This window comes from Agrobacterium sp. 16-172Ci (genome assembly GCF_053522725.1).
Genome location: NZ_JBNWBW010000002.1, coordinates 317,706 through 341,011 on the forward strand (window position 1 = coordinate 317,706; position 23,306 = coordinate 341,011).

The following is a 23,306-nucleotide window of genomic DNA, read 5'->3' on the forward strand; positions in this document are numbered from 1 at the left end:
CGGGAGACTACCTATGGCACTGAAACATTACGGATTGGCGCTCTGCGCTTTCGCATTTGCCGGTTCCACTGCCCTTACGACGGTGACGGCGCACGCCGCCGACAAGGAGATCAGCTGGATCTATTGCGGCGACAAGATGGACCCCATCCATGAGAAATACATCAAGGAATGGGAAGGCAAGAACGAGGGCTGGAAGGTCGTGCCTGAGGTCGTCGGCTGGGCCCAGTGCCAGGACAAGGCGACCACGCTCGCCGCTGCCGGCACACCGGTCGCCATGGCCTATGTGGGTTCGCGCACGCTGAAGCAGTTCGCGCAGAACGATCTCATCGTTCCGGTGCCGATGACTGAAGACGAAAAGAAGAGCTACTACCCCAACATCGTTGACACCGTGACCTTCGAGGACACGCAGTGGGGCGTGCCGGTCGCCTTCTCGACCAAGGCGCTTTACTGGAACAAGGACCTGTTCAAGCAGGCGGGTCTCGATCCGGAAACGCCGCCGAAGACCTGGGCCGAAGAGATCGCGTTTGCCAAGCAGATCAAGGAAAAGACGGGCATCGCCGGTTACGGCCTGCCGGCCAAGACCTTCGACAATACCATGCACCAGTTCATGCACTGGGTTTACACCAACAACGGCAAGGTGATCGACGGCGACAAGATCACCGTCGACAGCCCGCAGGTTGTTGCAGCGCTGAAGGCCTATAAGGACATCACGCCCTATTCCGTCGAAGGCCCGACGGCCTATGAGCAGAACGAAATCCGCGCCATCTTCCTCGATGGCAAGGTCGGCATGATCCAGGCCGGTTCGGGCGCCGCCACGCGCCTGCAGGAAACTAAGATCAACTGGGGCATCGCCACGCTGCCGCTCGGCCCGGAAGCAAAGGGTCCCGGCACGCTGCTCATCACCGACAGCCTTGCGATCTTCAAGGGAACCGGCGTGGAAGAAAAGGCGACCGAATTCGCCAAATTCATCACCTCTCCCGGTCCGCAGGGCGAATACGAACTGCAGGGCGGCGCGGGCCTCACCCCGCTGCGTCCGTCGCCGAAGGTCGATGAATTCATCGCCAAGGATCCCTTCTGGAAGCCGCTGATCGACGGTATCGCCTATGGTGGTCCTGAGCCGCTCTTCACGGACTACAAGGGCTTCCAGGACACGATGATCGAAATGGTGCAGTCTGTCGTTACCGGCAAGGCAAGCCCGGAAGATGCCGCGAAGAAAGCGGCTTCGGCTCTCGAGCAGTATAAATAATCTTTCATGAGCACGGATGCGGGCGCTGGCCGTCCGCATCCGGCAAGTTTCGCCGTGGGAATGCCTTGCGTCTTCCGGGATGCTCTTTCCCCCTGTTTTCAACGGTTCCGATCCGGTGTGGCTTTGCCCCTGTTTCGGAACATCTCTGAACGTGGCCAGATGTCGGCCGCTGACGGGAGAGGCAAGTCTTGGGTCAGCTTTATCTCAACAACGTCCGCAAGAACTATGGACATTTCGAAGTCATCAAGGGCGTTCAGCTCGACATCAGGGATGGCGAGTTCGTCGTTTTTGTCGGCCCCTCGGGATGCGGCAAATCCACATTGCTGCGCATGATCGCCGGCCTTGAGGATATTTCCGCTGGCGACGTCGTCATTAACGGCGTGAAGGTCAATGACTTGCCGCCGGTCAAACGCGGCATCGCCATGGTTTTCCAGTCCTATGCGCTCTACCCGCACATGACGGTTTTTGAAAACATCGCTTTTCCGCTGCGCGTCGAGAAGATGGAGGAGGACAAGATCAAGCAGAAGGTCGAGGGCGTCGCCAAGATTCTCCAGCTCGATCAGCGTCTGCAGCAGCGCCCGGGCATGTTGTCCGGCGGTCAGCGCCAGCGCGTGGCGATCGGCCGCGCCATCGTTCGCGAACCGAAGATATTCCTGTTCGACGAGCCGCTTTCCAACCTCGATGCAGCACTTCGCGCCGATATGCGCATCGAACTCACCAATCTTCACCGGACGCTGAAGGCGACGATGATCTATGTCACCCACGATCAGGTGGAAGCCATGACCATGGCCGACCGTATCGTGGTGCTGAATGCCGGCGAAATTGCCCAGGTCGGTGCGCCGCTCGAGCTTTATCACAAGCCGGCTAACCTCTTCGTGGCAGGTTTCATCGGCAACCCGAAAATGAATTTCCTGAAGGTCACGTGCAAATCCGTCAGCGCCGAGGGTGTGACGGTGGAATATGAGGGCCAGACGATCACCGTGCCGGTGGAGCCCCGCGCCGGTCTTGAAGGCACGCTGCTGACGCTCGGCATCCGCCCGGAACATACCGGCCTCGAAACGGCCGACCTCAATGTCACGGTCGCGCCCAGCGTGATCGAGCGGCTCGGGGTCAATACCATTGCCTATGGCGTCGCGCCGACGGGTGAGAATTATTGCGCGCTGCTTTCCGGCTCCGCACCTGTGGTCGTGGACGAGCCCATCGTCACCGGTATCAAGGCATCGGATTGCCATCTGTTTGACGAAAGCGGCATTGCGCTGGAGCGGCGCGTCGATCTTTCAGTCCTCAAGTTGATCCAGTAAGGCGCAGGAGCCGGGCCATGTTATCTGTTTTTCCATGCCCGGCTGTTCCTGACGCGATCCGTCCCCGGCAGCATTTTTCCGCCCCTTCCAGACGAAAAAACAACGCCGGGCTTTCGGCCCGGCGTGCGAAGCTTTTCCAGATGTCCGCCGGATCACGGCATGGGGTTGGGCATGTAGCCGGTGAAACCGCTGATCTTCCAGCGTCCCTGATGCAGCCGGCAATAATAGAGCGTCTGCCATTTCATGACGTCGAAGCTGCCATCGGCCTTGCGAAGCCCACCGTCGAACTTTTTGCGCACCAGCGCGGTCTCACCTTCCACTTCGATTTCTTCCAGCGTGGTGGTCGCAAAGATCGCATCGCGCGGGTTATCTGCGAATTGCTGGGTTTGAAAATCCTGCGCCTGCCGCAGCCACTCGTCGCGATAGGCGCTGAGCGAAGGGAACGACAGGCGCCAATTGTCTGGGTTCGCATCCCGGTTGGCGTTGATGCCGAGAAAGCCGTCTTCGACGAAATCATCCGCGACCTTCGACCAGTCGGCAGCAAGAAAAGCGTCGATGTCCCGCGTTACCAGCATCTCCCAGATGGAATGGCGGGCGATATCTGTTTCGGGAAAGGGGTTTTTGAAGGGATCACGCATGGTTTGGGTCCATTATTGAAATTATTTTCAAGATTTGGAGATTTCTCTGGTGTTGATTGTTGGCATATGCTCATCTCTCAATCAACAGAGAAAATAATTTTCAAATCAAAGGTGCGCGCGGTGTCGTCAGCAAGACGAAACATCCTCGATTCATGGATCTATGCGGTTGACGGGCGCGCTTTCTTAGGGTGCATCGGAAACGGGGCCAAGCCTTAAGTTTTGGCGGAACGGAGACCCGGTGAACATGGATATTTTCGCAAAAATACAGGAAGACAGGGCACAATTCTCGCAGTCGGAGCGGCGGATTGCCGATATTCTGGTTTCGGACTTCGAATTCGCCGTCAATGCCTCGATCATCGAGCTGGCGGCCCGCGCCGAAGTGTCTCCGCCGACCGTGACGCGGTTCTGCCGTCGGCTGGGGTGCCAGAGCTTTTCGGATTTCAAGGTCAGCCTCGCCAAGACGGCCTATGTGGGTATTCGATACCTCACCTCCGAACCCTCCAGCACTGGTCCCTCGGATGTGGCGGAAGAGGTGCTCGCCAAGGCACAGGAAGCGCTTTTCCTGTTGCACAGGACGCTCGATCCCGCCCTTGCCGATGAAGCGGCGATCAGGATCGCCAATAGCGGCATGATCTATGCCTTCGGCGCAGGCGGCAACTCCTCGATGATCGCTTCGGAAATTCAGAATCGGCTGTTCCGCCTGGGCCTGCGCGTTTCGACCAGCGCCGATCACAGCATGCAGCTGATGATGACGGCTGCGGCGCGCAAGGAAGATGTCATCATCGGTTCGTCCTTTTCAGGCCGCAACATGGAACTGGTGAAATGTTTCAGGCTGGCGCGGGAAATGGGGGTCACCACCATTGCGCTCACCCAAAGCGACACGCCTGTTGCCGCGGCCGCCGACATGGTGGTGGCGGTCAATGTGCCCGAGGGAAACAATATCTTCCGCCCCACCTCATCGCGCTACGCCTATCTGGCCGCCGTCGATGTTCTGGCGACGCTTGCTGCCTATCATCAACGGCAACGATCGATGGTGACGTTGCGTCATATCAAGCAGCAGCTCGTGGAACATCGTGACCCGGATGACAAGCAATTGCTCGGTGACTGAGGCGGGCTGACGAAAATTCAGGCTGGTTTGCCTGAGACCCGCTTTGTGGCGGGTCGGAAAGCTTCAAGGGAGTTGTAGGAGATGAAGGACAGGAAAGACCAGCTCGCCGTCGTTACCGGCGCGGCAGGTGATATTGGCCGGGCAATTGCCACGGCGCTCGCTGAAAGCCATGCAAAGGTCGTGTTGGTCGATATCGATCCCGACGCCCTTTCGAGCGCGCTATCCCTGCTTTCCAGTCCCCGCTTCGTTGCGAAAACCTGCGATGTCACCGATCTGCAGGACCTTGCGAGGCTGGCCGCCGAGGTTGCGGAGCTGGGCGATGTTGTAACCCTCGTCAACAATGCGGGTGCGGCAAGAGCGGTCAGCCTGCACGACACGACCGCCGATATATGGCGCAGGGACAATGCCCTCAATCTGGAAGCGCCGTTTCTCTGCTTCAGGGCTTTCGAAGAGGCGTTGAAGCGGACCCAGGGGTCGGTGGTCAATATCACGTCCGTGAACGGCATGGCGGTGTTCGGCCATCCGGCCTATAGCGCGGCGAAGGCCGGGTTGATCCATCTGACCAAGCTGATCGCCGTGGAATACGGCAAATTCGGCATCCGTTCCAATGCCGTTGCGCCGGGCACCGTGCGCACCCAGGCATGGGAGGCGCGGGCCGCCGCCAATCCTCAGGTCTTCGAAGAGGCGAAGCACTGGTATCCGCTGCAACGCATCGTGAGGCCCGAAGATGTGGCCAACGCCGTCGCCTTTCTGGCCGGCCCACAGGCGGAGGCGATCAGCGGCGTGTGCCTGCCGGTCGATTGCGGACTGACGGCGGGGCAGGCGCCGCTGGCCCGGACCTTCTCGCAATCCGAACATTACTGACCGAAGCCCTTCTGAGGGCTCAATGCGCAATAAAGGGGAGCATCATGGCGCTCGCACATTATCGTCTCGAAAATTCCTGGCATCCGCTCAAAGATTCCGCCTCCGGCGGTTTTACCTTTACCCTGGTCAATCTTTCCCGCGAGCCGCTGAAGGATTTTCGCATCGTCTACACGTCGTTGACGCGGACGGTAGACAAGCCCGCTTGCGACAATGCCGTTTACCTGCGCCGCAACGCCAATTTCCATGAGTTTGCACCGCCGCCGGGCTTCGTGCTCGAGCCGGGGAAATCCTGGCGCTTCACCGTCGATGGCCTGCTGCGGCCGGCCCGGCATCGCACGGATGGCGCGAAATCCGCTTATGTCAGCCTTGCCGATGGAACGCATCGCGCCGTCGAAGTCGGTGACCTGATGCTGGATGGGCGTCACAGCGAGCCGGCACCGGTGCTGCTTCCGGAAGGCAAGCTCGATCTGCCCTTTTCCATCCAGCCCTGGCCCGCTGAAATCGACGCCGAACCGGGCGACGGTTTTCCCGTCGCGCTCTTCCCAGCGGAAGATGCGGGTGCAGAAGAAGTGCTTGCGGTGGAAACCGTGCTTTCGCTGTTCCGCCGGCTCTTTGCCGTCGGGCACGTGCCCTTCAGCCTTGCGCCGGTTCATGAGGGAAAACCGCTTCGCTTCAAGCGGCATAGCGGGCTGGAAGCGGAAGGTTATCGCCTCACTTTTTCAAAAGAAGCGGTGGTCGTGGAATATTCGGCCGCTGCCGGTCTGCAATATGGCCTGACGGTTCTGGCGCAGCTGCTGCATGGCGCGCGCATCGATCCCCAATTCCGCTTCCCTGCCTCCGGCACCATCAGCGATGCGCCCCGTTATAGCTGGCGTGGCTGCCATCTCGATGTCTCACGGCAATTCTATCCGACAGGCGATGTCCTGCGGCTTATCGATATTCTCGCATGGTTGCGCATGAACCGCTTCCATTGGCACCTGACGGATGACGAGGCATGGCGGCTCGAAATCAAGGCCTATCCGCTGCTGACCACCGTTGGCGCAACGCGCGGCCCGGATGCGCCGCTTCTGCCGCAGCTCGGTAACGGGGCTGAGCCGGTGTCTGGCTATTACACACAGGATGAGGTGCGCATGGTCGTTGCGCATGCGGCGGCATTGAACGTCGAAATCGTGCCGGAAGTCGATATTCCCGGCCACAGCACGGCGGCTCTCGTGGCCTATCCGGAGCTGACGGACGGGCAGGAAGCGCCGGATAGCTACCGCTCTGTGCAGGGATATCCGAACAATGCGCTCAACCCGGCCATCGAGCCGACCTATGAATTCCTCGGCAAGATATTCGACGAGATGGTGGAGCTGTTCCCGTCGCGGCTGATCCATATTGGCGGCGATGAGGTTGCGGATGGGTCGTGGCTGGCCTCGCCGCTTGCCAAGGCGCTGATGGAAAAGGAAGGGCTCGACGGCACCTTCGGTATCCAGTCCTATTTCATGAAGCGCATTCAGGCGATGCTGCATGAGCGCGGCCGCCAGCTTGCTGGCTGGGACGAGGTTTCCCACGGCGGCGGCGTCGATCCCGCCGGAACGTTGCTGATGGCGTGGCAGAAGCCGGAAGTCGGGCTTGAACTTGCAAAGCAGGGCTATGACGTGGTGATGACACCGGGTCAGGCCTATTATCTCGACATGGTGCAGGATGAAGCATGGCAGGAGCCGGGCGCAAGCTGGGCCGGCACCGTTCCGCCTTCGCATACTTATGCCTATGAGGCTGTCGGCGAGTTTCCCGAGGAGTTGAAGGAGCGGATGAAGGGCGTTCAGGCTTGCATCTGGTCCGAACATTTCCTCAATCGCGCCTATTTCAACCATCTGGTTTTCCCCCGTCTGCCGGCGATTGCCGAGGCGGCGTGGACGCCAAAGGCGCAAAAGGACTGGCTGCGTTTTGCGGCCATCGTCCCCTTGAACCCGGTTTATTGAGGAAGGCGACATGCGTATTGCCGTTGGTGGAATTCATACCGAATGCAGCACCTATTCGCCGGTGCTGATGGGCGAGCAGGATTTTCGCGTCTTTCGCGGCGCGGAACTGCTGGAGGCCGAATATTTCAATTTCCTCGGCGAGGGCGGGGCGGACGTGTTGCCGCTCCTGCATGCGCGGGCGGTGCCGGGTGGACCGGTTTCGCGCGTGGCCTATGAGGCGTTCAAGGCGGAGTTTCTCGAACGCCTTAAGGCCTGCCTGCCGCTGGACGGGCTTTATCTCGCCATGCATGGCGCGATGAATGTCGAAGGCATGGACGATGCGGAAGGTGACTGGATTTCAAGCGCCCGCGCCGTCGTCGGGCCGGATGTCGTGGTCTCTGCGAGCTATGACTTGCACGGCAATGTCAGCCAGACGATCATCGATCAGCTCGACATATTTGCCGGCTATCGAACTGCGCCGCATATCGATGTGCGCGAGACGATGGTGCGGGCGTGGACGATGCTGCTGAAGGCCCTGAAGACGGGCGAAAAGCCCGGCGTCGCCTGGGCGAAAATTCCGGTTCTGCTGCCGGGTGAGAAGACCTCCACGGAAGACGAACCTGCCAAAAGCCTTTATGCCGTTCTGCCGGATCACGATGCGCGGCCCGGCATTTGGGATGCGAATTTTATGATCGGCTACGTCTGGGCGGACGAACCCCGGGCGACGGCCTGCGCCGTGGTGACGGGAACGGACAAAGCGGCCGCACAGGCGGTCGCGACCGAGATCGCGCAATCCTACTGGAATGCCCGGCAGGATTTTCGTTTCGGCCCCGTGACAGAGCCGCTCGAGGCCATTCTGGATATCGCCGAAAACACGGTAACGCGGCCGATCATCTTGGCCGATTCCGGCGATAACCCGACCGGCGGTGGGGTGGGCGATCGCGCCGATGTTCTGGCTGCGCTGATTGCGCGCAACTGGCAGGGCGCGTTGCTGGGCGGCATCACCGACAGGCCGGTGGTCGAAGCCTGTTTTGCGGCCGGCGAAGGTGCTGCGCTTTCCCTGAAGATCGGCGGCAGTCTCGATCCGCAGAGCCCGTCCGTGACCGTCGAGGCCCGCGTTGTGAAACTGGACGATCCAGGTGCTGCTGACCAGCGGCAGGCAGTGGTCGCCATCGGCGGCATCACGGTCATTCTGGCGGCGCGGCGCAGGCCCTATCACATGATTTCCGATTTCACCCGTCTCGGCTTTAATCCAAAGGAGGTGCGGCTGCTGGTCGTCAAGTCCGGTTATCTCTCACCGGAGCTTGCGCCTATAGCCAATCCTAACCTCATGGCGCTGACGGAAGGGGTCATCAATCAGGATATCGAAAACCTTCCCAATCGCCGCCGGGACGGCGATTTTTACCCATGGAAGCCGCATTTCGATTATACCCCTCAGCCCATCCTTTCGGCCCGCTGGCGATGACAGCGGTTCGGTAGCTTTTACCCAGCGATCCGGCGGTGCCGGATCATCTCAGGCGAATATCCATGCCGTCGGCTCTTTCCATCGTCATCAACAATCCGTCGATCCGCATCGGGGCGCTCGCCATCCTGTTCTTCGGGTTCTCGAATGCGGCGACCGCCCCCTATCAGGCGGTCATCGGCATTCGCGAAATAGGACTGAGCAACAGCGTCTATTCGCTGTTGATGCTGTTTGCTGCCGTCATCAATGTCAGCGCCAGCGTTTTGATGGGCATTGTCGCAGACAGGCTGGGTGAATATCGCAAGCCAATGCTCTATATCGCGCTCTTTGGCGTCAGCGGTTATCTGCTGGTCTATCTGGCCGGCAACGCCACCGCCTTCGTCGCTGCAAAGCTGGTGCTTCTGCCGATTTTCGGAGCGATGAATTCGTTGATCTTCGCCCATGTGCGCGCCGATGCGCGCAACCTTTCGACGGGTGAGATGATCGCGGTGAATTCGATCATGCGGGCAACCATCTCGCTTTCCTGGGTGCTGGTGCCGGGCATTGTCGGTGTTTTTCTGGTGAATTCCGGCAATATGCTGATGGCGTTCCTGTTTTCGGGCATCTGCGCGCTTGTCTGCTTTCTGCTCGTCGCCTTCTGCCTGCCGCGGGCCGCCACGCCGGCTTCGGCAAATACCGAAGCGCGGTTTGGCCTGCGCGCTTCGCTTGCGGAAATCGGATCGCGGCGGGTGCTGCTCCGGATCATCGCCATCGCGCTTATCTGCTCGATGCTGCATCTCAACGATTCCGTGCGCTCGCTCATCATAACCGGACAGGCCAAGGGTACGGTGGCGGATATCGGCATTGTTGCGGGTATCGTCGCTGCGCTGGAAATCGTCTTCATTCTCCTGTGGGGCTGGATCGAGAAGAAGGTTCCGCAGACACTGACACTTGCGGCGGGAGCGGGGCTTTACGCCATCTATCTCATTCTGCAGGGGCTTGCTTCAGCGCCGTGGCATATCTACGCCCAAACGGTCATCAGTGCGCTGGGCGCCGCCGCGATCATCAGCATTCCAATTACCTACTTGCAGGAACTGATCGCGGACCGGCCGGGACTCGGAAGCTCGCTGATCGCCGTCAACATCTTCCTCGGCGCTGGTCTGGGCGCGTTGATTTTTGCCGTTGGAACCCTGGTCTCCAGCTATTCGGGAACTTCCATATTGGGAGCGATCGTAGGGCTCGGCGGCGTTTATATGCTTTACGCGCTTGATGGAAAGGGCCGCCGCAGGTAACGGCCACTCAAATGAAAGAGGTTACGATGATTCTCGAAATTTGCGTGGACGATGTCGCCGGTCTGGAAGCGGCGGTCAGCGGCGGGGCCGATCGGATCGAGCTCTGTGCGGCGCTTTCGGGCGGCGGTGTAACGCCATCGGCGGGTTTTATGCAGCGCGCGGCGTCCTGCGGGTTGCCGGTGAGCGTCATGATCAGGCCCCGCGCCGGTGATTTCGTGTTCACGCGCGACGAAGCGGATGTGATGAAACGCGATATCGACGCGGCACGTGCCGCCGGTCTTTCCGGCGTGGTGCTCGGCGCATCGCGTGGCGATGGTTCACTAGATATTGTCTTGCTTGAAGAACTGCGCAGTCATGCCGACGGGCTGGATGTGACGCTGCACCGGGCCTTTGATGTCGTGCCTGATATGGACGAGGCCCTGGAAGCTGCCATCGCATTGGGGTTCCCAAGAATTCTCACCTCAGGCGGCGCGCGTTCGGCGCTCGAAGGGATTGAGGCTTTGGCCCACCTGTCCGAGATGGCGGCAGGCCGGATCGTCATCATGCCCGGTGCCGGCGTGCGTCCCCAGAGCGTTCAGACCTTGCTGAATCGCTTTCCGATCAGGGAAATCCACGCATCCTGTTCCGCCGTTCCATCCTATGATCCGGAAAGCAGGGTGGCGAAGCTCGGTTTTACCGGCGCAGGGCGCAAGGTTACCGATGAGGCGGCGGTTCGCGAGTTGAAGACGATCCTCACCGCTCATCGTAAAGACGGCGCAGCGCTCTAGCCGTTCCGGTCGCGCCATCGAGATCGAGCGTGATCGTGCCGGGCGCCGGCAGGGACAATGCGGCCTTGATGGCATCGGCCATCGCTTGCGCAGAAATATCCTTCTCCTCCAGCACATGCGCCAGCCCCAGCCGCGCCAGCCGTTCGGCGCGGGCGCTCTGTTCGGTTTCGCCCCCGGCTGCGAAGGGGATCAGAAGCGAGCGGCATTTTGCCTGAAGAATATCGCAGACGGTGTTGTAACCGGCCTGTGAAATCGAAAGCCGTGCGCCGGCGAGCAAACTTGCGAAATCCTTGCGGAAACGGAAGACGGACACATTGCCCGCCGCCCGCGCCGAGATCGCATCGAAATCCGCCTGCGGCATGTTTGGACCGGTCACGAGGCACCAGCTCTTGATGCCATCCAGTAGGGGGGCAGCCTCGAGAGCAGCCCGTATGAGTGCGGCCCCAACGGCACCACCGCCTGCGGAAACCACGATATCGAATTTCTCCGCCGGTTCCGGCGGCGGAAGGGGGGCGACGAGGCCGGTATAGACGATGCGCTGGCTGATTTCGCCTGCGAGGGGAAACGTGTCTTCCAGCCGGGCGAAATCCGGATCGCCATGGACGAGCACCGCATCGAAATGTTTCTTCACCAGTGACACGGTCTCTTCGTCCCGGCCCGGTTTGGTCTTTTCCTGCAAGATGTCGCGCAGCGACGCCATGACGAGCGGGCGCGGTTCGCTGTCTTCTATCTCATCGAGAAGCGGCAACAATTCGAAACGCACCTGCCTGCGGCCGAAGGGGAACGCCTCGATGATAACGATATCGGGTTTGGCGCCGTGATAGGCGCCGATCAGCATATCGGTTCTCAGCCTCTTGAAGTCGTCATCCACCGGTTTGCCGGAACTGTCGACCAGGCCGGCAAAGCTGCCGTCGCTGACGGCGATGGGCGGCAATTCGACATGGCGGATGCCCTCGCCCGGAAAGCCCGGAACCGGCGTGCCGCCCGTGACCAGCACGACATCGAAACCGTTCGCCTGAAGGGCATTGGCAATGCGGCTGGCGCGGGCGATATGGCCGATGCCGAGAAGGTGCTGGACGTAAAAGAAAACGCAGGGGCGTTTTTCCGTATCGGTCATGGCGTTTTTTCCCACTCGGTCTCGAACAGGGCCTTCAACTCGACAATGCTGGTGCGATGGTCGAAGGCGGTGCGCACACGGTTTTCGGCGGCGCTGCCAAGACGCTGGCGCAATTGCGGATCGGTGATGGCCGTGCGCAGGGCCTCTGCGAAGGCGGCCGGATTTTCCGGTTCCGTCAGCAGGCCGTTTTCACCACTGACGAAGAACTCCGGAATGCCGGAAATATTGGTGGAGATGCAGGTCAGCGCCTGGCTTGCGGCCTCGACCAGCACATTTGGCAGGCCGTCGCGGTCGCCATCGCTGGTGATGCGGCAGGCAAGGGCGAAGAGGTCCGCTTCTCGGTAGTTCTCCAGCACCTGCTTCTGGTCCATGGCGCCGGTCCAGACGATCCTGTCGGCAACGCCGAGTTCGTCAGCGAGTTTCTTCAGGGAGGCCAGTTCATCGCCGCCGCCGATATGGGTGAAGCGCCAGTGGATATCCCGGGGCAGCGAGGCGAGCGCACGCAGGAGAATATCGATGCCCTTTTTCTTGACCGCCCGGCCGACGCTCAAAATCCTGACCGGATCATCGGCATCTGAACCGTCTCTTGCCGGTCGTGGCGTTTCGAAATGCGGGAAACGGGTGAGATCGAGGCCGTGATAGCTCAGATGCACATTCTGCCTTGACCCGGAAAGGGTCTGCAGATGCTGGAAGCCGCCGGCAGTGCAGGTCACGGCCCAGCGGGCGCTTTGCAGCTTGGCGGCAAGGTCGCGGTCGCTGGAGGTCCAGATGTCCTTGGCGTGGGCCGAAATCGTCCAGGGCGTGCCGGTGATGAGGTGGGTATAGGCGGCGACAGAGGCGGGCGTGTGAATGAAATGGACATGCAGCCATTCGGCATCCGCCGGCCATTCATGCGCGAGCACCGCAGCCTGCCCGAAACGGCGGAAGCGATTGCGGCTGAGATCATGCGGCAGGTCGGTGAAAAACCGGCGAAGCGCCTTGGTGAAACCCGGCTTTTTTCGGCACGCCCACAATGCCTTCAAAACCCGCAGCGGTTCCTCGTGCAGATATTCCGGAAGATATGTGACGGGCGCGCGGATTTCATCGTGAACGGGATGGCGCTTCTTGTCCGTGGGCCGGCGCATCGACATGAGTTCGAGTTTCAGCCCTGCCTTTTCCAGCCCCAGAAGTTCCTGGGCGATGAAAGTCTCGGACAGGCGCGGATAGCCCTTGAGGAGCACCACGATTTTTTTTGTATCGGTCACGTTGCGCGTGTCTCTTTTGAAGCGGTGTTTGTCGGGGAATCGGTCACGCGGTCAGCGTGATCGGCGCCTTGTCGCCCTCGGACGGCAGCCATTCGGCTATCCGGCGCGATATGTTTTCCAGACCGTCCAGCTTCAGCCCGCGCGCATTGACAGAGGGCGGTGCGCGGTTCGGCAGCGCTTTCAGAGCGGCCGCCATCTTAGCGGGGTTCTCGGCATCTTCCGGCAGAAGCATGTCGAAAAGGCCAAGCTCCGAGGCACGGCTGGCGCGGATAAGCTGCTCTTCGCGCGGCACCGTGCGCGGCACGACGAGGGCGGGTTTGTCGAAGGACAATATCTCGCAGACGGTGTTGTAACCGCCCATGGAGACGACGGCCTGCGCGCCGGCGACGAGGTCTTCCATGCGGTTGTCGAATTCGATGATTTCGATATGCGGAATATCGGCAACACTGCTCGTGAAGCGCTGGCGTTGATCCGCTGGCATATAGGGGCCGAGCACCACCAGCGCCTTGTGCGTCAGTTCGCTGTCATGGCGATAGGCGTTGATGACGTCGTCGATCAATTCGCTGCCATCGCCGCCGCCGCCGGTGGTGACGAGAAGGTAATCGCCTTCCGGCCGATGCGATACGGTTTCCGCCTGCGTCTTGGATCTTTGCAGGAAACCGACGAAATCCATCTTGTCGCGAACGGTGTGCGGAACGTCGAGCCCCGTCAGCGGATCGTGGAAATCGGGTGGGCCATAAATCCAGACGTGGTCATAGAACTGGCCGATCTTGGTCATGACATTGTTGCGCTTCCACTCCGCTTCGAGCAGCTGCGGTGCATCCATGACATCGCGCAGGCCGATGACGAGCTTGGTGCCCTGTCCCTTGAGATAGGCGAGCGTTTCCTCCACCTCGCCGCGCAGGCCCATGGGCTCCTTGTCGACGATGAAGATATCCGGCTGGAAGCTTTCGGCGGTGTGGTAGATGATGGAGCGGCGCATCTTCAGCGTTTCCTGAAGATCGATATGCCTGTCCATGGACGTATATTCGCCGTTGCGCAGCTTGATGACGCTCGGGATTTTCACGAAATCGACGCGGGCGCGATAATCGAAAGCGCCGGCAATCGTCGCGCCTGAAATGATGAGGACGTTGAGGCCGCGATAATCCTCCACCAGAGCATGCGCGATGGTGCGACACCGCCGCAGATGCCCGAGTCCGAAGGAATCGTGGCTGTACATGAGGATACGCGCGTCGTTCAAACGGGAGGTCATGGGCCACACCTCTTTTTGCCTTTCACAAAAAAGGCGATGGCGAAAGGGCAGTTTATCAAAGGGTGTTCCATTTTATCTGAAAGGATCCGCAGCATCACGTAGTCCGTCGCCGAAGAAATTAAAGGCCAGAATGACGAGAACGACAGGGATCGTCGGGATGAGAAGCCATGGATATAGCGCAATGACGCTGACGCTGCGCGCCTCCGTGAGCAGAATTCCCCAACTTGTGATCGGTGGTCTGAGACCGAGGCCGAGGAAGCTCAGTGCGGTTTCGCCGAGAATCATGCCCGGTATCGTCAGGGTGGCGGATGCGATCAAGTGTGACATGAAGCCGGGAATAAGGTGTCTGCCGATGATGCGCGGCGTTCCGGCACCCATTAATTGTGCAGACAAAACATAGTCTTCTTCACGAAGCGCCAGAAGTTTTGAGCGCACGGCGCGCGCAAGGCCCGTCCAGTCCAGCATGCCGAGAATGATAGTGATGCCGAGATAGACGAGGATGGGGCTCCAGGTCACCGGCATGATCGCCGCAAGCGCCAGCCAGAGCGGAATGCTCGGGATGGATTGCAGCACCTCGATGATGCGCTGGACGATCAGATCGAACGTGCCGCCGCGGTAACCGGCCAGACCGCCGATCACAATGCCGAGAACGAAGCTCATGGCGACGCCGAGAAGGCCGATGGTCAGCGAAATGCGCGCGCCATAGATGATGCGGGACAGCACGTCACGGCCGAGACGATCCGTGCCGAGCAGGAACAATTCACCGCCTTCTGCCGGGCAGACGAGATGGGTTCTGCCCTCGAACATGCCCCAGAAGCGATAGGTATCGCCCTTGCAGAAGAAACGCAGCGGCTGGATATCCGTCGGCACATCGCGGTAGACCCGTCTCAGATTGTCCATGTCGAGTGTCATTTCCCGGCCATAAACGAAGGGGCCGACAAATTTTCCGTCATTGAAGAGGTGAATGGCCTGCGGCGGGGCGTATATATGCTCGATATTGCGGGTGTGGAGATTATAGGGGGCGAGGAATTCGCTGATCAGGATCGAAAGATAAAGCACCACCAGAAAGGCGCCGGACCACACCGCGATCTTGTGCTGACGGAACTGCCACCACATGAGACGCAACTGCGAGGCCTTGCTGAAGGCCGCCATTCCTGACGTGTTGGGTTCGATCAGCGACGGGTCGAAGGGCGCGGTCGAGACATAATGGGGCAGCGCTTCGCCGGGTTTCGGAATGGATGAAGTCATTTGACGTTACCACCTCCGAAGCGGATTCGCGGGTCGAGTATGGCAAGGGCGATATCCGACACCAGAACGCCGATCACCGTCAGGAATGCGAGGAACATCAGGAACGAACCGGCCAGATACATATCCTGGCTCTGCAACGCCCTGATGAGCATGGGACCGGTGGTTTCGAGCGACAGCACGACGGCGGTGATTTCCGCGCCGGAAATGATCGCGGGCAGGATCGAGCCGATGTCCGAGATGAAGAAATTCAGTGCCATGCGCAGCGGATATTTGGTGAGCACCTTGAAGGGGTGCAGCCCCTTGGCGCGGGCGGTCACCACATATTGTTTCTGCAATTCATCGAGCAGATTGGCGCGCAGGCGGCGGATCATGCCTGCCGTGCCCGCCGTTCCGATGATGAGGACGGGAATCCAGATATGTTCGAGGATCGACTTGAACTTCGCCCAGCTCATCGCCTGGTTCAGATATTCCCGGTCCATCAGATGGCCGATGGAGATGCCGAACCAGATATTGGCGAAATACATCAGGATCAGCGCCAGCATGAAGTTGGGAATGGCGATGCCGAGCAGGCCGAGGAAGGTGAGCCCGTAATCGCCCCAGCTGTATTTATGCGTGGCCGAGTAAATGCCGATCGGAAAGGCAATGAGCCATGTTACGATGATTGTAAGGAACGACACCAACACCGTCAGCCACAGGCGGTCTCCCACCACATCGCTGACCGGCAGCTGATATTCGAAGGAATAACCGAAATCACCGACCAGCATACCTGTCGCCCAGCGGAAATAGCGGATCGGGGCTGGCTGGTCGAAACCGTAGCGGACACGCAGTTCCTCGATTTCGGCAAGGTTCGCCGTCTCGCCCATGGCGCGCAGCTCGGCGACATAACTTTCGAAATAATCGCCCGGCGGCAGTTCGATGATGGTGAAGACCAGCATCGAGATCAGGATCAGCGTGGGGATCATGACGAGGATGCGCTTGATTATATACCGCAGCATATCAGGCGTCTCCGTCATACCAGAAGGCATCCGGCATATAGACGCCGAGATAGGATGTGGGCTCGTAGCCGAAAAGCGCCTTGTCCGGCACGTTTCGCATGCGTTTGACATGAACGACGGGTTGCAGCGCGCCGTTGACGATGCCGATGGAAAACACCTGCTGCGTATAAATACCCAGCATTTCCAGCCAGATGGCTTCGCGCTCCTGTTCGGTGACGCTTCTGCGCCATTTTTTCAGGAGATCGAGCAGATGCGCCGCCTCCGGCAGATCGGGCTCCTTGCCCTCGCGGCCGCCGGAAAGATAATGCACACCCCAGACCGGCCATTGCAGCTGGTCGTCACCGGTGGGTGCCAGGCCGGATGGCAGCATGTCGGGCGTCGGCACACCGTTGTCCATGCCCATCCATACCGACATCAGCACCTCGCCGCCCATGGCGCGCTTGCGGAAGACATCGCGCTGGGTGGGGCGGACGGAAACGGCAATGCCGATATGCCGCCAGTGATCCGTCACCAGTTCCATCACGTCGGTTTCAAGCGTGCTTTCGCCCGTCGTTTCGACGATGATATAGGCCGGGCGGCCATCCGGCAGGAGCCGAAGGCCGGCATTGTCGCGCTTGTCGAGACCGGCTTCATCGAGCAGCCTGTTGGCCGCCGCCCGGTCGAAAGCGCTCCAGGCGTCCGCGAATTCCTGCCGGTAAAGCGTGCTTTCCGGCAGAACGGTATCGGCGCTTTCCTTTGCCAGCCCGTAAAAGCAGACCATGTTGATTTCGTGCCGGTTTATCGCGAGCGACAGCGCCCGGCGTACGCGCACATCCTGAAAAGCGCTGCGCCAGATCGGGTCGGCACAATTGAGGTTGGGCAGCAGCGCGATGCGCGAGCCCTGAGAGCGCTTGTAGAGGTTCACCTTCAGGGGAAAGCGCTTTTCGGCATCTTTGAGAAAGGTGTAATCGGCGAAATCGAGGCCGAAATATTGCAGATCGCTATCGCCCGAGGCCGTCTTGGCCGAGATGATGTCGGACGAAGTGACGTTGAGCAGGAAACGATCGAGATAGGGCAGTTGCAGGCCGTTTTCGTCGACCCGGTGATAATAGGGGTTACGCTCGAAGACGAATTGTTCGGCCGGCGGCGCAGTGGTGTTGCGCCAGGCATCCAGCGTCGGCAGATCGGGATTTTCGGGACGCACCTGCCGCGACATCTTGATATGCAGCCCGCTCCAGTCATCCGCCTTGTTTTTCTTGATCAGCTTGGCGAGCTTTTCCGCCGTTTGATATTTGACGTGGAACTGTTTCATATAGGCGGCGGGCAGGAACAGCCGCGCCGGTGAGGCCGCTGCGAGCTTCGCCAGAAAATCCGGGTTCGGACCATCCCAGGTATAGCGCACCGTCAACCGGTCGATGACTTCGATAAGCGGCGGCTTGCTGTTGACCAGAAGCTCTATCGGCGGGCCGCCCTTGTGGATTTCCCTGTTGAGGGCAACGTCCTCCCAGAAATAACGGAAATCCTCGGAGGTGAAATCGCTGCCGTCGGACCATTTGTGGCCTTCGCGCAGCTTGAAGGTGAAGATGCGTTCTTCCTGAACGTCGTAGCTTTCGAGAATATCCGGATGAAGCTCGAATTTCTCGTCATAACCGACAAGGCGGGCATAGCTGCTGATCGGCATCAGGCGAATGTCGCGCTGGCCGCCAATGAGCATACGCACCGAGCCACCATGTTTTCCCGGCTCACGGCCAAGCGCTTTCATGTCGATGACGCGCGGGTTTTTCGGCAGGCGTTCGGCCACGTCGGGCAATTCGCCCTTTTCCCGTTTTTCCTTGAAATAGGTGGGGTCGATATAGGCGGCCCGCGCATAGGCCGGCAGGAAGACGGAGGCCAAGAGGGCAAGGGTGGTGCGACGCGTGATCAAGGGCGAAGCTCCCGGATATCGGCATTGCCGTTTGCAAGCACGAAATGGCCTTCGCCGAGATCGGCGGAGATCATGTCGCCATCACCCTCGTCGCGGAACTGTTTGCCCCAGTCGAATTTGCCCGTCGCGCTGATCTTGCCGATGGTGCGGAAATCGAGCGGGCGGTCGAGATCGGGGAAAGGCACGGCCGCCAGAAGGGATTTCGTATAGGGATGAACCGGAGAGCGCATCAGGATTTCGCGCGGCGCCAGCTCCACGATGCGGCCCTCGCACATCACCGCCACGCGGTCGGCCATATAGTCCACCACCGCCAGATTATGCGAAATGAAGAGATAGGTCAGCCCGAGATCCTGCTGCAAATCCTTCAGCAGATTGAGGATCTGCGCCTGCACCGAGACATCGAGGGCGGAGACCGGCTCATCGCAGATCAGCAATTCGGGGCCGAGTGCCAAGGCGCGGGCAATGCCGATGCGTTGCCTCTGGCCGCCGGAGAAACTATGGGGGTAGCGGTTCAGCGCGCTTTCGCCCAGGCCGATGGCCCTGACGAGACCCCGGACTTTCTCCGCGCGGTATTTGGCGTCACCACGTCCGTGGATTTCCAGCGGCTCGCTCAGGATGTTGCCCACGGTCATGCGTGGAGACAGCGACGATATCGGGTCCTGGAAGACCATCTGTATCTTTGACCGCAGCTCTTTCAGGTCTCCGTCCCTGGCATTGAGGACGTCGATGTCGCCCTCAGGCCGGTGAAAGGTCACCGAGCCTTCATCCGGGCGAACGGCGCGCATGAGGATTTTGCTGACGGTGGTTTTGCCGCTGCCGCTTTCACCCACCAGCCCGAGGCATTCTCCGCGGCGAATTTCAAAACTGACGCTATTGACCGCCTTGGTGGCGTTGGCGTCGCCCTTGCGGAACCAGCTTGACTTCCGGGTCGTGAACGTCTTGCTGATATTGTCCACGGTCAGAAGCGGGCCGGGGGTCTTGTTCACCGCGGCGTTTTTTTTGCCGACGAGGCTTTCGTGGTCAATGTTGATTTCGCGAAGCGCCTTCAGCCTTTCGCCGGGCTTCATGTCGAAATGCGGCACGGCGGCCATCAGGCCCTTGAGATAGGGGTGGCTTGGCGACTTGAAAATGTCGTCGACCGTACCGGCCTCCATGATCTCGCCCTGATAGATCACGGCGACCTCGTCGGCGATATTGGCCACCACGCCGAGATCGTGGGTGATGAGCAGCATGCTCATGTTCAGGCGGCTCTGCAGATCGCGCAGCAGCTTGAGGATTTGCGCCTGTATGGTCACATCGAGCGCCGTCGTCGGCTCGTCGGCGATCAGAAGTGCGGGGCGACAGATCAACGCCATGGCGATCATGGCGCGCTGGCGCATGCCGCCCGACAGCTCGAAGGGATACATGTTTACGACCTTTTTGGGTTTGGAAAACCCCACGAGGTCGAGCGTTTCATGCATTTTTTCCGCACGTTCGGCCGGTGACAGGATGCTGTGAATCCTGAGCGCTTCGTCGATCTGGTTGCCGATGGTGTGCAGCGGCGAGAAAGACGTCATCGGCTCCTGAAAGATCAGGCCGATGCGATTTCCGCGTATCGAACGGATTTCCCGGCCGTCCTTCGGCAATTGCAGCAGATCGACAGGGCCGGCCGCGGCATTTTCCGGATCGGTGAACAGCACGCGGCCATTCACGCGTGCCGTCTTGGGATGGATGCCCATGATGGTCTGGCCGATGACGGATTTTCCCGAGCCGGACTCGCCGACGAGAGCCGTGACTTTTCCCGGAAGAATGCGAAGGCTCGCGCCCCTGACGGCATCTATGGTGCCGCCCATGAGAGAAAACGAGACCCGCAGATTTTCAATACGAAGCAAATCTGCGCCTGCGCTCATGCCAAAGGGTTCCTTGCCGTCTCTTTATCGTTGCCTTGTGACAATTTGCTCAGGAGGGCTTAAATCCACGTTATCGCAGGGTGTGTTGTCTGTCTATGCCTCTGAAACATCGAATTGTTTAGCGAATTCAAAGCCGGCTTCCGAAACACGACGGCTTGCCTGACGCCTTTTGTTTGGCGATATGTTAACGAGCGTTTCTGGATGAGGATCCATGTCCGACAAGAAATATTACGATGCCCAGCTGGATAAGGCCCGGCAGTTGCAAAATGGCGGTCAGTATGCGGAAGCCAATGCGCTTCTCTTATCGCTGGTTGCAGTAAAGGACGGCCACCTGATGGGTGAGCAAACGGTGCTCGGCCTGCCGCGCCGGCTGCATGCGGCACGGCTGCGCCTCGCCAAGGCCGAAGGCGATATGGTCGCGAAGATCGGTTATCAATATACGCTTGTTCCACCCCCGCAGGTGCTGGAGAAATATGCGCGGTTTTCCGCGGAAGAACGTCGCACGATCAGCCTCAAAAGCCGTGAAGATGTGCCAAGGCTCATTCACCAGATATGGATCGGGGAAAAAGCCCCGCCGGTATCGGTTGAGGCATGGGCCGCCCACGCTTCGAACCATGGTTACGACTATCGGCTCTGGCGGGAGGCCGATCTTGAGCGGGAAGGCGTGTTTTCGAACGGCGTCTTCAAAACAATGCTGGACAAGGGCGATTATCCGGGCGCGGTGGATGTGGCCCGTTATATCCTGCTGGAGCGGTTTGGCGGCATCTATCTCGATTGCGACTGGTATCCGGCGCGGGACGATGTGAGTTTCGATACATTCCTGCCTCTGGCGGGGCTGACGGTGTTTGACGAAAAAACGCCACGGGACACGGGGCAGGGCAGTATGCTGCTTGCCAATTCCTTCATCGCTGCGCCTGCCGGACATCCGGTTTTCAGCAGGATGCTGGATGCCTTTCCCGGGATTATCGAAGACATGCCGCGCGCGCCCGCCTGGTGGTCGACCGGCCCCTTGATCTTCACCATCATCGCCCGCGCGGGGAGCATCAGCCTCGCGCCGGCGGGGTTCGTTGCCACGTCCCTTCCCGACCGTGCACCCTTTGAGACGGTGGAAGCAGTCAGGCGGAAACTTTCCACTGAGGCGAGCGGATTGCTGATCGCCTGGAAATCATGGTGAGATTTCGTCGACAAGGTCTTTCGAAGAACGCCAGCGGGCGGCGGGATGTTCGGCGGTCACCTCGAAAAGCCGTCTCAGGAAGCGCCAGACATTGTCGTCATGGACGAGATGGTGGGTGAGAATGCCGGTCGTGCCGCCGTTTTCGGCGGTCGTCAGGATGCGGGCGGCGGTCTCCGCAAAGAGCACGTTGTCGTCACGGCCACCGCGGCTGCCGTGCCAGTCGATCACATCGACATGGGTGTTCAGGCAGGGCGGCAGGGCGCTTTTCTCCGGGCCGAAAACGGATAGGGCGCGATATCCGAGGCTCGCCAGTGCCTTCACGATACCGGCATCTATGCGGTTCCACGGCGGCACGAGCATCGGCACCAAACGCCCGCCATGCAGGTCGTGGAGTTTATCCAGTCCGGATTGCAATTCATCGAGAACGACAGCGGGATCGCGATGCGATCCGAGTTCCTGTTTCTTTTCCTTCTCGCCGGCATAATTCGTATGGGACCAGCCATGCACGGCGACCTGGGCAATGTCCGACACATTCAGATGCCGTGCGAGCTTATCGGTCGTCATTTCGGGGATGACCGCGAGTGTGACCGGAGCAGAAAAGCCGCCGCAAAGATCGAGCAACGTGTCGAGCGCGGGCGTCGGCTCCACCGCATCGTCGTCCCGGAGCCAGAGATCGGCGGATATGCCGCGCCGCCCGCATTCGTCCAGTGCCGCAACGAGTTTTTCCAGACTCATGATCTTCGCGCCTTTGCTTGCAGCAGGATATGGTTCAGTTCTTTTGCGGCATTTTCCAGAGATCGTTCGTTCCTCACGAATTGCCGAGCCGCCCGTGCCAGTTCTTCGCGCTGTCTGCTATCGCCGAGCAGGGTTTTAATCGCGTCGGCATAGGCGGCTCTATCATTTTCTGGTGTCAGTAATCCTGTGGCGCCGGATTTTACCACCTCGGGGACGCCAGCCACTTCTTCGGCCACAACGGGCAGGCCGGCAGCCTGCGCCTCGAGATAGGCGAGACCATAAGCCTCACCATGGCCCGGCCAGACATAGAGAGAGGCTTTTGAAAGGAGCATTGCGATCTCGGCCGCGGTTTTTTCCCCATGCCAGACGAGACGGTGATTGGGAAACGCGCTGAACATGCCCTGTACGGCCGTACGTTCCAGTCCGTCGCCGACGATATCCAGCGTCCAGTCGAGATCCTGCGGCAACAGGGCGAGCGCTTCGGAAAGGGCACGGTAGCTGTCGAGCTTGTCACCCGCCCGCATCATGGCGACGGTGATGAGCCTTGCGGGTGTCGGCTGAGGCGTGTTCTTGAGAAAGGCCCCGGCATCGATGAAAGGCGGCAGCATGGCCCAGCGAAGGGTGGGCGAGGCCCGCACAAGCCCTTCGCGATCCCGCGCGGTGAAGCAGATATTGATGGCGGCGGCGTTCAATGCGGTCAGCAACCCATCCTGAACCGCCTGCCATCCCATCCCATTCCGTTTCGGCGAATAGGACGCTTCGGCGCTGACATAGGGGATGTCGAAACGTTTGCTCAGTTCCGGTCCGAGCAAGTCCGGGGCCTTGTAATAGGGGTGGTAACAAAACCAGAGATCCGGCACGCCCTCCCGTCGCCAGCGCCGTGCGACGATCTCGATTTCGCGCTCGGCCTCATCGGCGAGCAAGGCCCTTGCCGGATCATCCGGCTGTTTCTGGAAGCTGCGCAGTTCCGAAGCGACGGAAACATCGTGACCGCCCATCGTGATCGCCATCATCAGCAAACGGGCCATCAGCCGGTCACCGGAGGGAACGGGATGGTTGGGAGATTTGAGCGGCGCATAAAAGGCGATCTTCATGGCGACGGTTGTGCGTTGGCGGTGGCTAGGGCGTCAACCGGAATTTGAAAGGGCC

19 protein-coding genes are annotated in these 23,306 nt (G+C 60.0%); 9 read left to right on the forward strand and 10 right to left on the reverse strand.

Going from position 1 to position 23,306, the window contains the following annotated elements; translation table 11 throughout:
* Positions 1–13 precede the first annotated feature (13 nt).
* Positions 14–1,246, forward strand: a complete 1,233-nt coding sequence (locus ACQZ40_RS04465; protein ID WP_065656975.1) for an ABC transporter substrate-binding protein — start codon at positions 14–16, stop codon at positions 1,244–1,246.
* 188 nt (positions 1,247–1,434) lie between these two features.
* Positions 1,435–2,547, forward strand: coding sequence for an ABC transporter ATP-binding protein (locus ACQZ40_RS04470; protein ID WP_174036525.1), 1,113 nt, complete (start codon positions 1,435–1,437; stop codon positions 2,545–2,547).
* Between the two features lie 152 nt (positions 2,548–2,699).
* On the opposite strand, the gene ACQZ40_RS04475 is transcribed toward ACQZ40_RS04470, so the two are convergent.
* Positions 2,700–3,185: a hypothetical protein gene (locus ACQZ40_RS04475; protein WP_003521277.1), complete on the reverse strand. Its 486-nt coding sequence runs from the start codon at positions 3,183–3,185 to the stop codon at positions 2,700–2,702.
* A 244-nt stretch (positions 3,186–3,429) separates the two neighbouring features.
* Here ACQZ40_RS04475 and ACQZ40_RS04480 point away from each other — a divergent pair, with 244 nt between their 5' ends.
* From ACQZ40_RS04480 to ACQZ40_RS04505, 6 genes are all read left to right on the forward strand, one after another.
* The gene (locus ACQZ40_RS04480; protein ID WP_448747468.1) at positions 3,430–4,293 is read left to right on the forward strand and encodes a MurR/RpiR family transcriptional regulator; all 864 of its coding nucleotides are present in this window, start codon (positions 3,430–3,432) and stop codon (positions 4,291–4,293) included.
* Positions 4,294–4,374: 81 nt separating this feature from the next.
* On the forward strand, positions 4,375–5,157 hold the full coding sequence (locus ACQZ40_RS04485; RefSeq protein WP_448747469.1) for an SDR family oxidoreductase: 783 nt from the start codon (positions 4,375–4,377) through the stop codon (positions 5,155–5,157).
* Between the two features lie 44 nt (positions 5,158–5,201).
* A complete protein-coding gene (locus ACQZ40_RS04490) occupies positions 5,202–7,121 on the forward strand; it encodes a beta-N-acetylhexosaminidase (protein ID WP_448747470.1) in 1,920 nt (639 codons plus the stop codon).
* A gap of 10 nt (positions 7,122–7,131) precedes the next feature.
* Entirely contained in the window at positions 7,132–8,565 is a 1,434-nt protein-coding gene (locus tag ACQZ40_RS04495; RefSeq protein ID WP_448747471.1) for a M81 family metallopeptidase, read from the forward strand.
* Between the two features lie 62 nt (positions 8,566–8,627).
* A complete protein-coding gene (locus ACQZ40_RS04500; protein WP_020808536.1) occupies positions 8,628–9,833 on the forward strand; it encodes an MFS transporter in 1,206 nt (401 codons plus the stop codon).
* Between the two features lie 26 nt (positions 9,834–9,859).
* Entirely contained in the window at positions 9,860–10,600 is a 741-nt protein-coding gene (locus tag ACQZ40_RS04505) for a copper homeostasis protein CutC (RefSeq protein ID WP_271045514.1), read from the forward strand.
* On the opposite strand, the gene ACQZ40_RS04510 is transcribed toward ACQZ40_RS04505, so the two are convergent.
* The 7 genes from ACQZ40_RS04510 to ACQZ40_RS04540 all read right to left on the reverse strand — a co-directional run bounded on the left by ACQZ40_RS04510 (position 10,566) and on the right by ACQZ40_RS04540 (position 20,248).
* Positions 10,566–11,717: a glycosyltransferase family protein gene (locus tag ACQZ40_RS04510; protein WP_448747472.1), complete on the reverse strand. Its 1,152-nt coding sequence runs from the start codon at positions 11,715–11,717 to the stop codon at positions 10,566–10,568. The two genes, ACQZ40_RS04505 and ACQZ40_RS04510, sit on opposite strands and share 35 nt — an antisense overlap.
* Positions 11,714–12,961, reverse strand: a complete 1,248-nt coding sequence (locus tag ACQZ40_RS04515; RefSeq protein ID WP_448747473.1) for a glycosyltransferase — start codon at positions 12,959–12,961, stop codon at positions 11,714–11,716. The genes ACQZ40_RS04510 and ACQZ40_RS04515 overlap by 4 nt, the downstream gene beginning before the upstream one ends.
* Positions 12,962–13,004: 43 nt before the next feature.
* Positions 13,005–14,213 (reverse strand): glycosyltransferase family protein, encoded by a 1,209-nt coding sequence (locus tag ACQZ40_RS04520; protein ID WP_271045511.1) that lies wholly within the window; start codon positions 14,211–14,213, stop codon positions 13,005–13,007.
* A 72-nt stretch (positions 14,214–14,285) separates the two neighbouring features.
* On the reverse strand, positions 14,286–15,461 hold the full coding sequence (locus ACQZ40_RS04525) for an ABC transporter permease (RefSeq protein ID WP_065656984.1): 1,176 nt from the start codon (positions 15,459–15,461) through the stop codon (positions 14,286–14,288).
* Positions 15,458–16,456 carry an ABC transporter permease gene (locus ACQZ40_RS04530; RefSeq protein ID WP_080856806.1) on the reverse strand — a complete coding sequence of 333 codons (999 nt, stop codon included), beginning with the start codon at positions 16,454–16,456 and terminating at the stop codon, positions 15,458–15,460. Before ACQZ40_RS04530 ends, ACQZ40_RS04525 begins: the two co-directional genes overlap by 4 nt.
* A 1-nt stretch (position 16,457) precedes the next feature.
* Complete coding sequence (locus ACQZ40_RS04535; protein WP_448747474.1) at positions 16,458–18,359, reverse strand: ABC transporter substrate-binding protein; 1,902 nt, start codon at positions 18,357–18,359, stop codon at positions 16,458–16,460.
* Positions 18,356–20,248, reverse strand: coding sequence for an ABC transporter ATP-binding protein (locus tag ACQZ40_RS04540; RefSeq protein ID WP_125145288.1), 1,893 nt, complete (start codon positions 20,246–20,248; stop codon positions 18,356–18,358). The genes ACQZ40_RS04535 and ACQZ40_RS04540 overlap by 4 nt, the downstream gene beginning before the upstream one ends.
* 211 nt (positions 20,249–20,459) lie before the next feature.
* Between ACQZ40_RS04540 and ACQZ40_RS04545 the strand changes: the two genes are divergently transcribed.
* A complete protein-coding gene (locus ACQZ40_RS04545; RefSeq protein WP_448747475.1) occupies positions 20,460–21,422 on the forward strand; it encodes a glycosyltransferase family 32 protein in 963 nt (320 codons plus the stop codon).
* On the opposite strand, the gene ACQZ40_RS04550 is transcribed toward ACQZ40_RS04545, so the two are convergent.
* Together ACQZ40_RS04550 and ACQZ40_RS04555 are read right to left on the reverse strand one after the other, a co-directional pair.
* Complete coding sequence (locus ACQZ40_RS04550) at positions 21,414–22,157, reverse strand: polysaccharide deacetylase family protein (RefSeq protein WP_448747476.1); 744 nt, start codon at positions 22,155–22,157, stop codon at positions 21,414–21,416. The two genes, ACQZ40_RS04545 and ACQZ40_RS04550, sit on opposite strands and share 9 nt — an antisense overlap.
* Positions 22,154–23,251: a glycosyltransferase family 4 protein gene (locus ACQZ40_RS04555; protein WP_448747477.1), complete on the reverse strand. Its 1,098-nt coding sequence runs from the start codon at positions 23,249–23,251 to the stop codon at positions 22,154–22,156. Before ACQZ40_RS04555 ends, ACQZ40_RS04550 begins: the two co-directional genes overlap by 4 nt.
* Positions 23,252–23,306: the final 55 nt, after the last annotated feature.

Bases quoted from the DNA above. Each gene is read 5' to 3' on its own strand.
- ACQZ40_RS04465 (WP_065656975.1), top strand. From the start codon at position 14: ATGGCACTGAAACATTACGGATTGGCGCTCTGCGCTTTCGCATTTGCC.
- ACQZ40_RS04475 (WP_003521277.1), bottom strand. From the start codon at position 3,185: ATGCGTGATCCCTTCAAAAACCCCTTTCCCGAAACAGATATCGCCCGC.
- ACQZ40_RS04480 (WP_448747468.1), top strand. From the start codon at position 3,430: ATGGATATTTTCGCAAAAATACAGGAAGACAGGGCACAATTCTCGCAG.
- ACQZ40_RS04485 (WP_448747469.1), top strand. From the start codon at position 4,375: ATGAAGGACAGGAAAGACCAGCTCGCCGTCGTTACCGGCGCGGCAGGT.
- ACQZ40_RS04490 (WP_448747470.1), top strand. From the start codon at position 5,202: ATGGCGCTCGCACATTATCGTCTCGAAAATTCCTGGCATCCGCTCAAA.
- ACQZ40_RS04495 (WP_448747471.1), top strand. From the start codon at position 7,132: ATGCGTATTGCCGTTGGTGGAATTCATACCGAATGCAGCACCTATTCG.
- ACQZ40_RS04500 (WP_020808536.1), top strand. From the start codon at position 8,628: ATGCCGTCGGCTCTTTCCATCGTCATCAACAATCCGTCGATCCGCATC.
- ACQZ40_RS04505 (WP_271045514.1), top strand. From the start codon at position 9,860: ATGATTCTCGAAATTTGCGTGGACGATGTCGCCGGTCTGGAAGCGGCG.
- ACQZ40_RS04510 (WP_448747472.1), bottom strand. From the start codon at position 11,717: ATGACCGATACGGAAAAACGCCCCTGCGTTTTCTTTTACGTCCAGCAC.
- ACQZ40_RS04520 (WP_271045511.1), bottom strand. From the start codon at position 14,213: ATGACCTCCCGTTTGAACGACGCGCGTATCCTCATGTACAGCCACGAT.
- ACQZ40_RS04525 (WP_065656984.1), bottom strand. From the start codon at position 15,461: ATGACTTCATCCATTCCGAAACCCGGCGAAGCGCTGCCCCATTATGTC.
- ACQZ40_RS04530 (WP_080856806.1), bottom strand. From the start codon at position 16,456: ATGCTGCGGTATATAATCAAGCGCATCCTCGTCATGATCCCCACGCTG.
- ACQZ40_RS04540 (WP_125145288.1), bottom strand. From the start codon at position 20,248: ATGAGCGCAGGCGCAGATTTGCTTCGTATTGAAAATCTGCGGGTCTCG.
- ACQZ40_RS04545 (WP_448747475.1), top strand. From the start codon at position 20,460: ATGTCCGACAAGAAATATTACGATGCCCAGCTGGATAAGGCCCGGCAG.
- ACQZ40_RS04550 (WP_448747476.1), bottom strand. From the start codon at position 22,157: ATGAGTCTGGAAAAACTCGTTGCGGCACTGGACGAATGCGGGCGGCGC.
- ACQZ40_RS04555 (WP_448747477.1), bottom strand. From the start codon at position 23,251: ATGAAGATCGCCTTTTATGCGCCGCTCAAATCTCCCAACCATCCCGTT.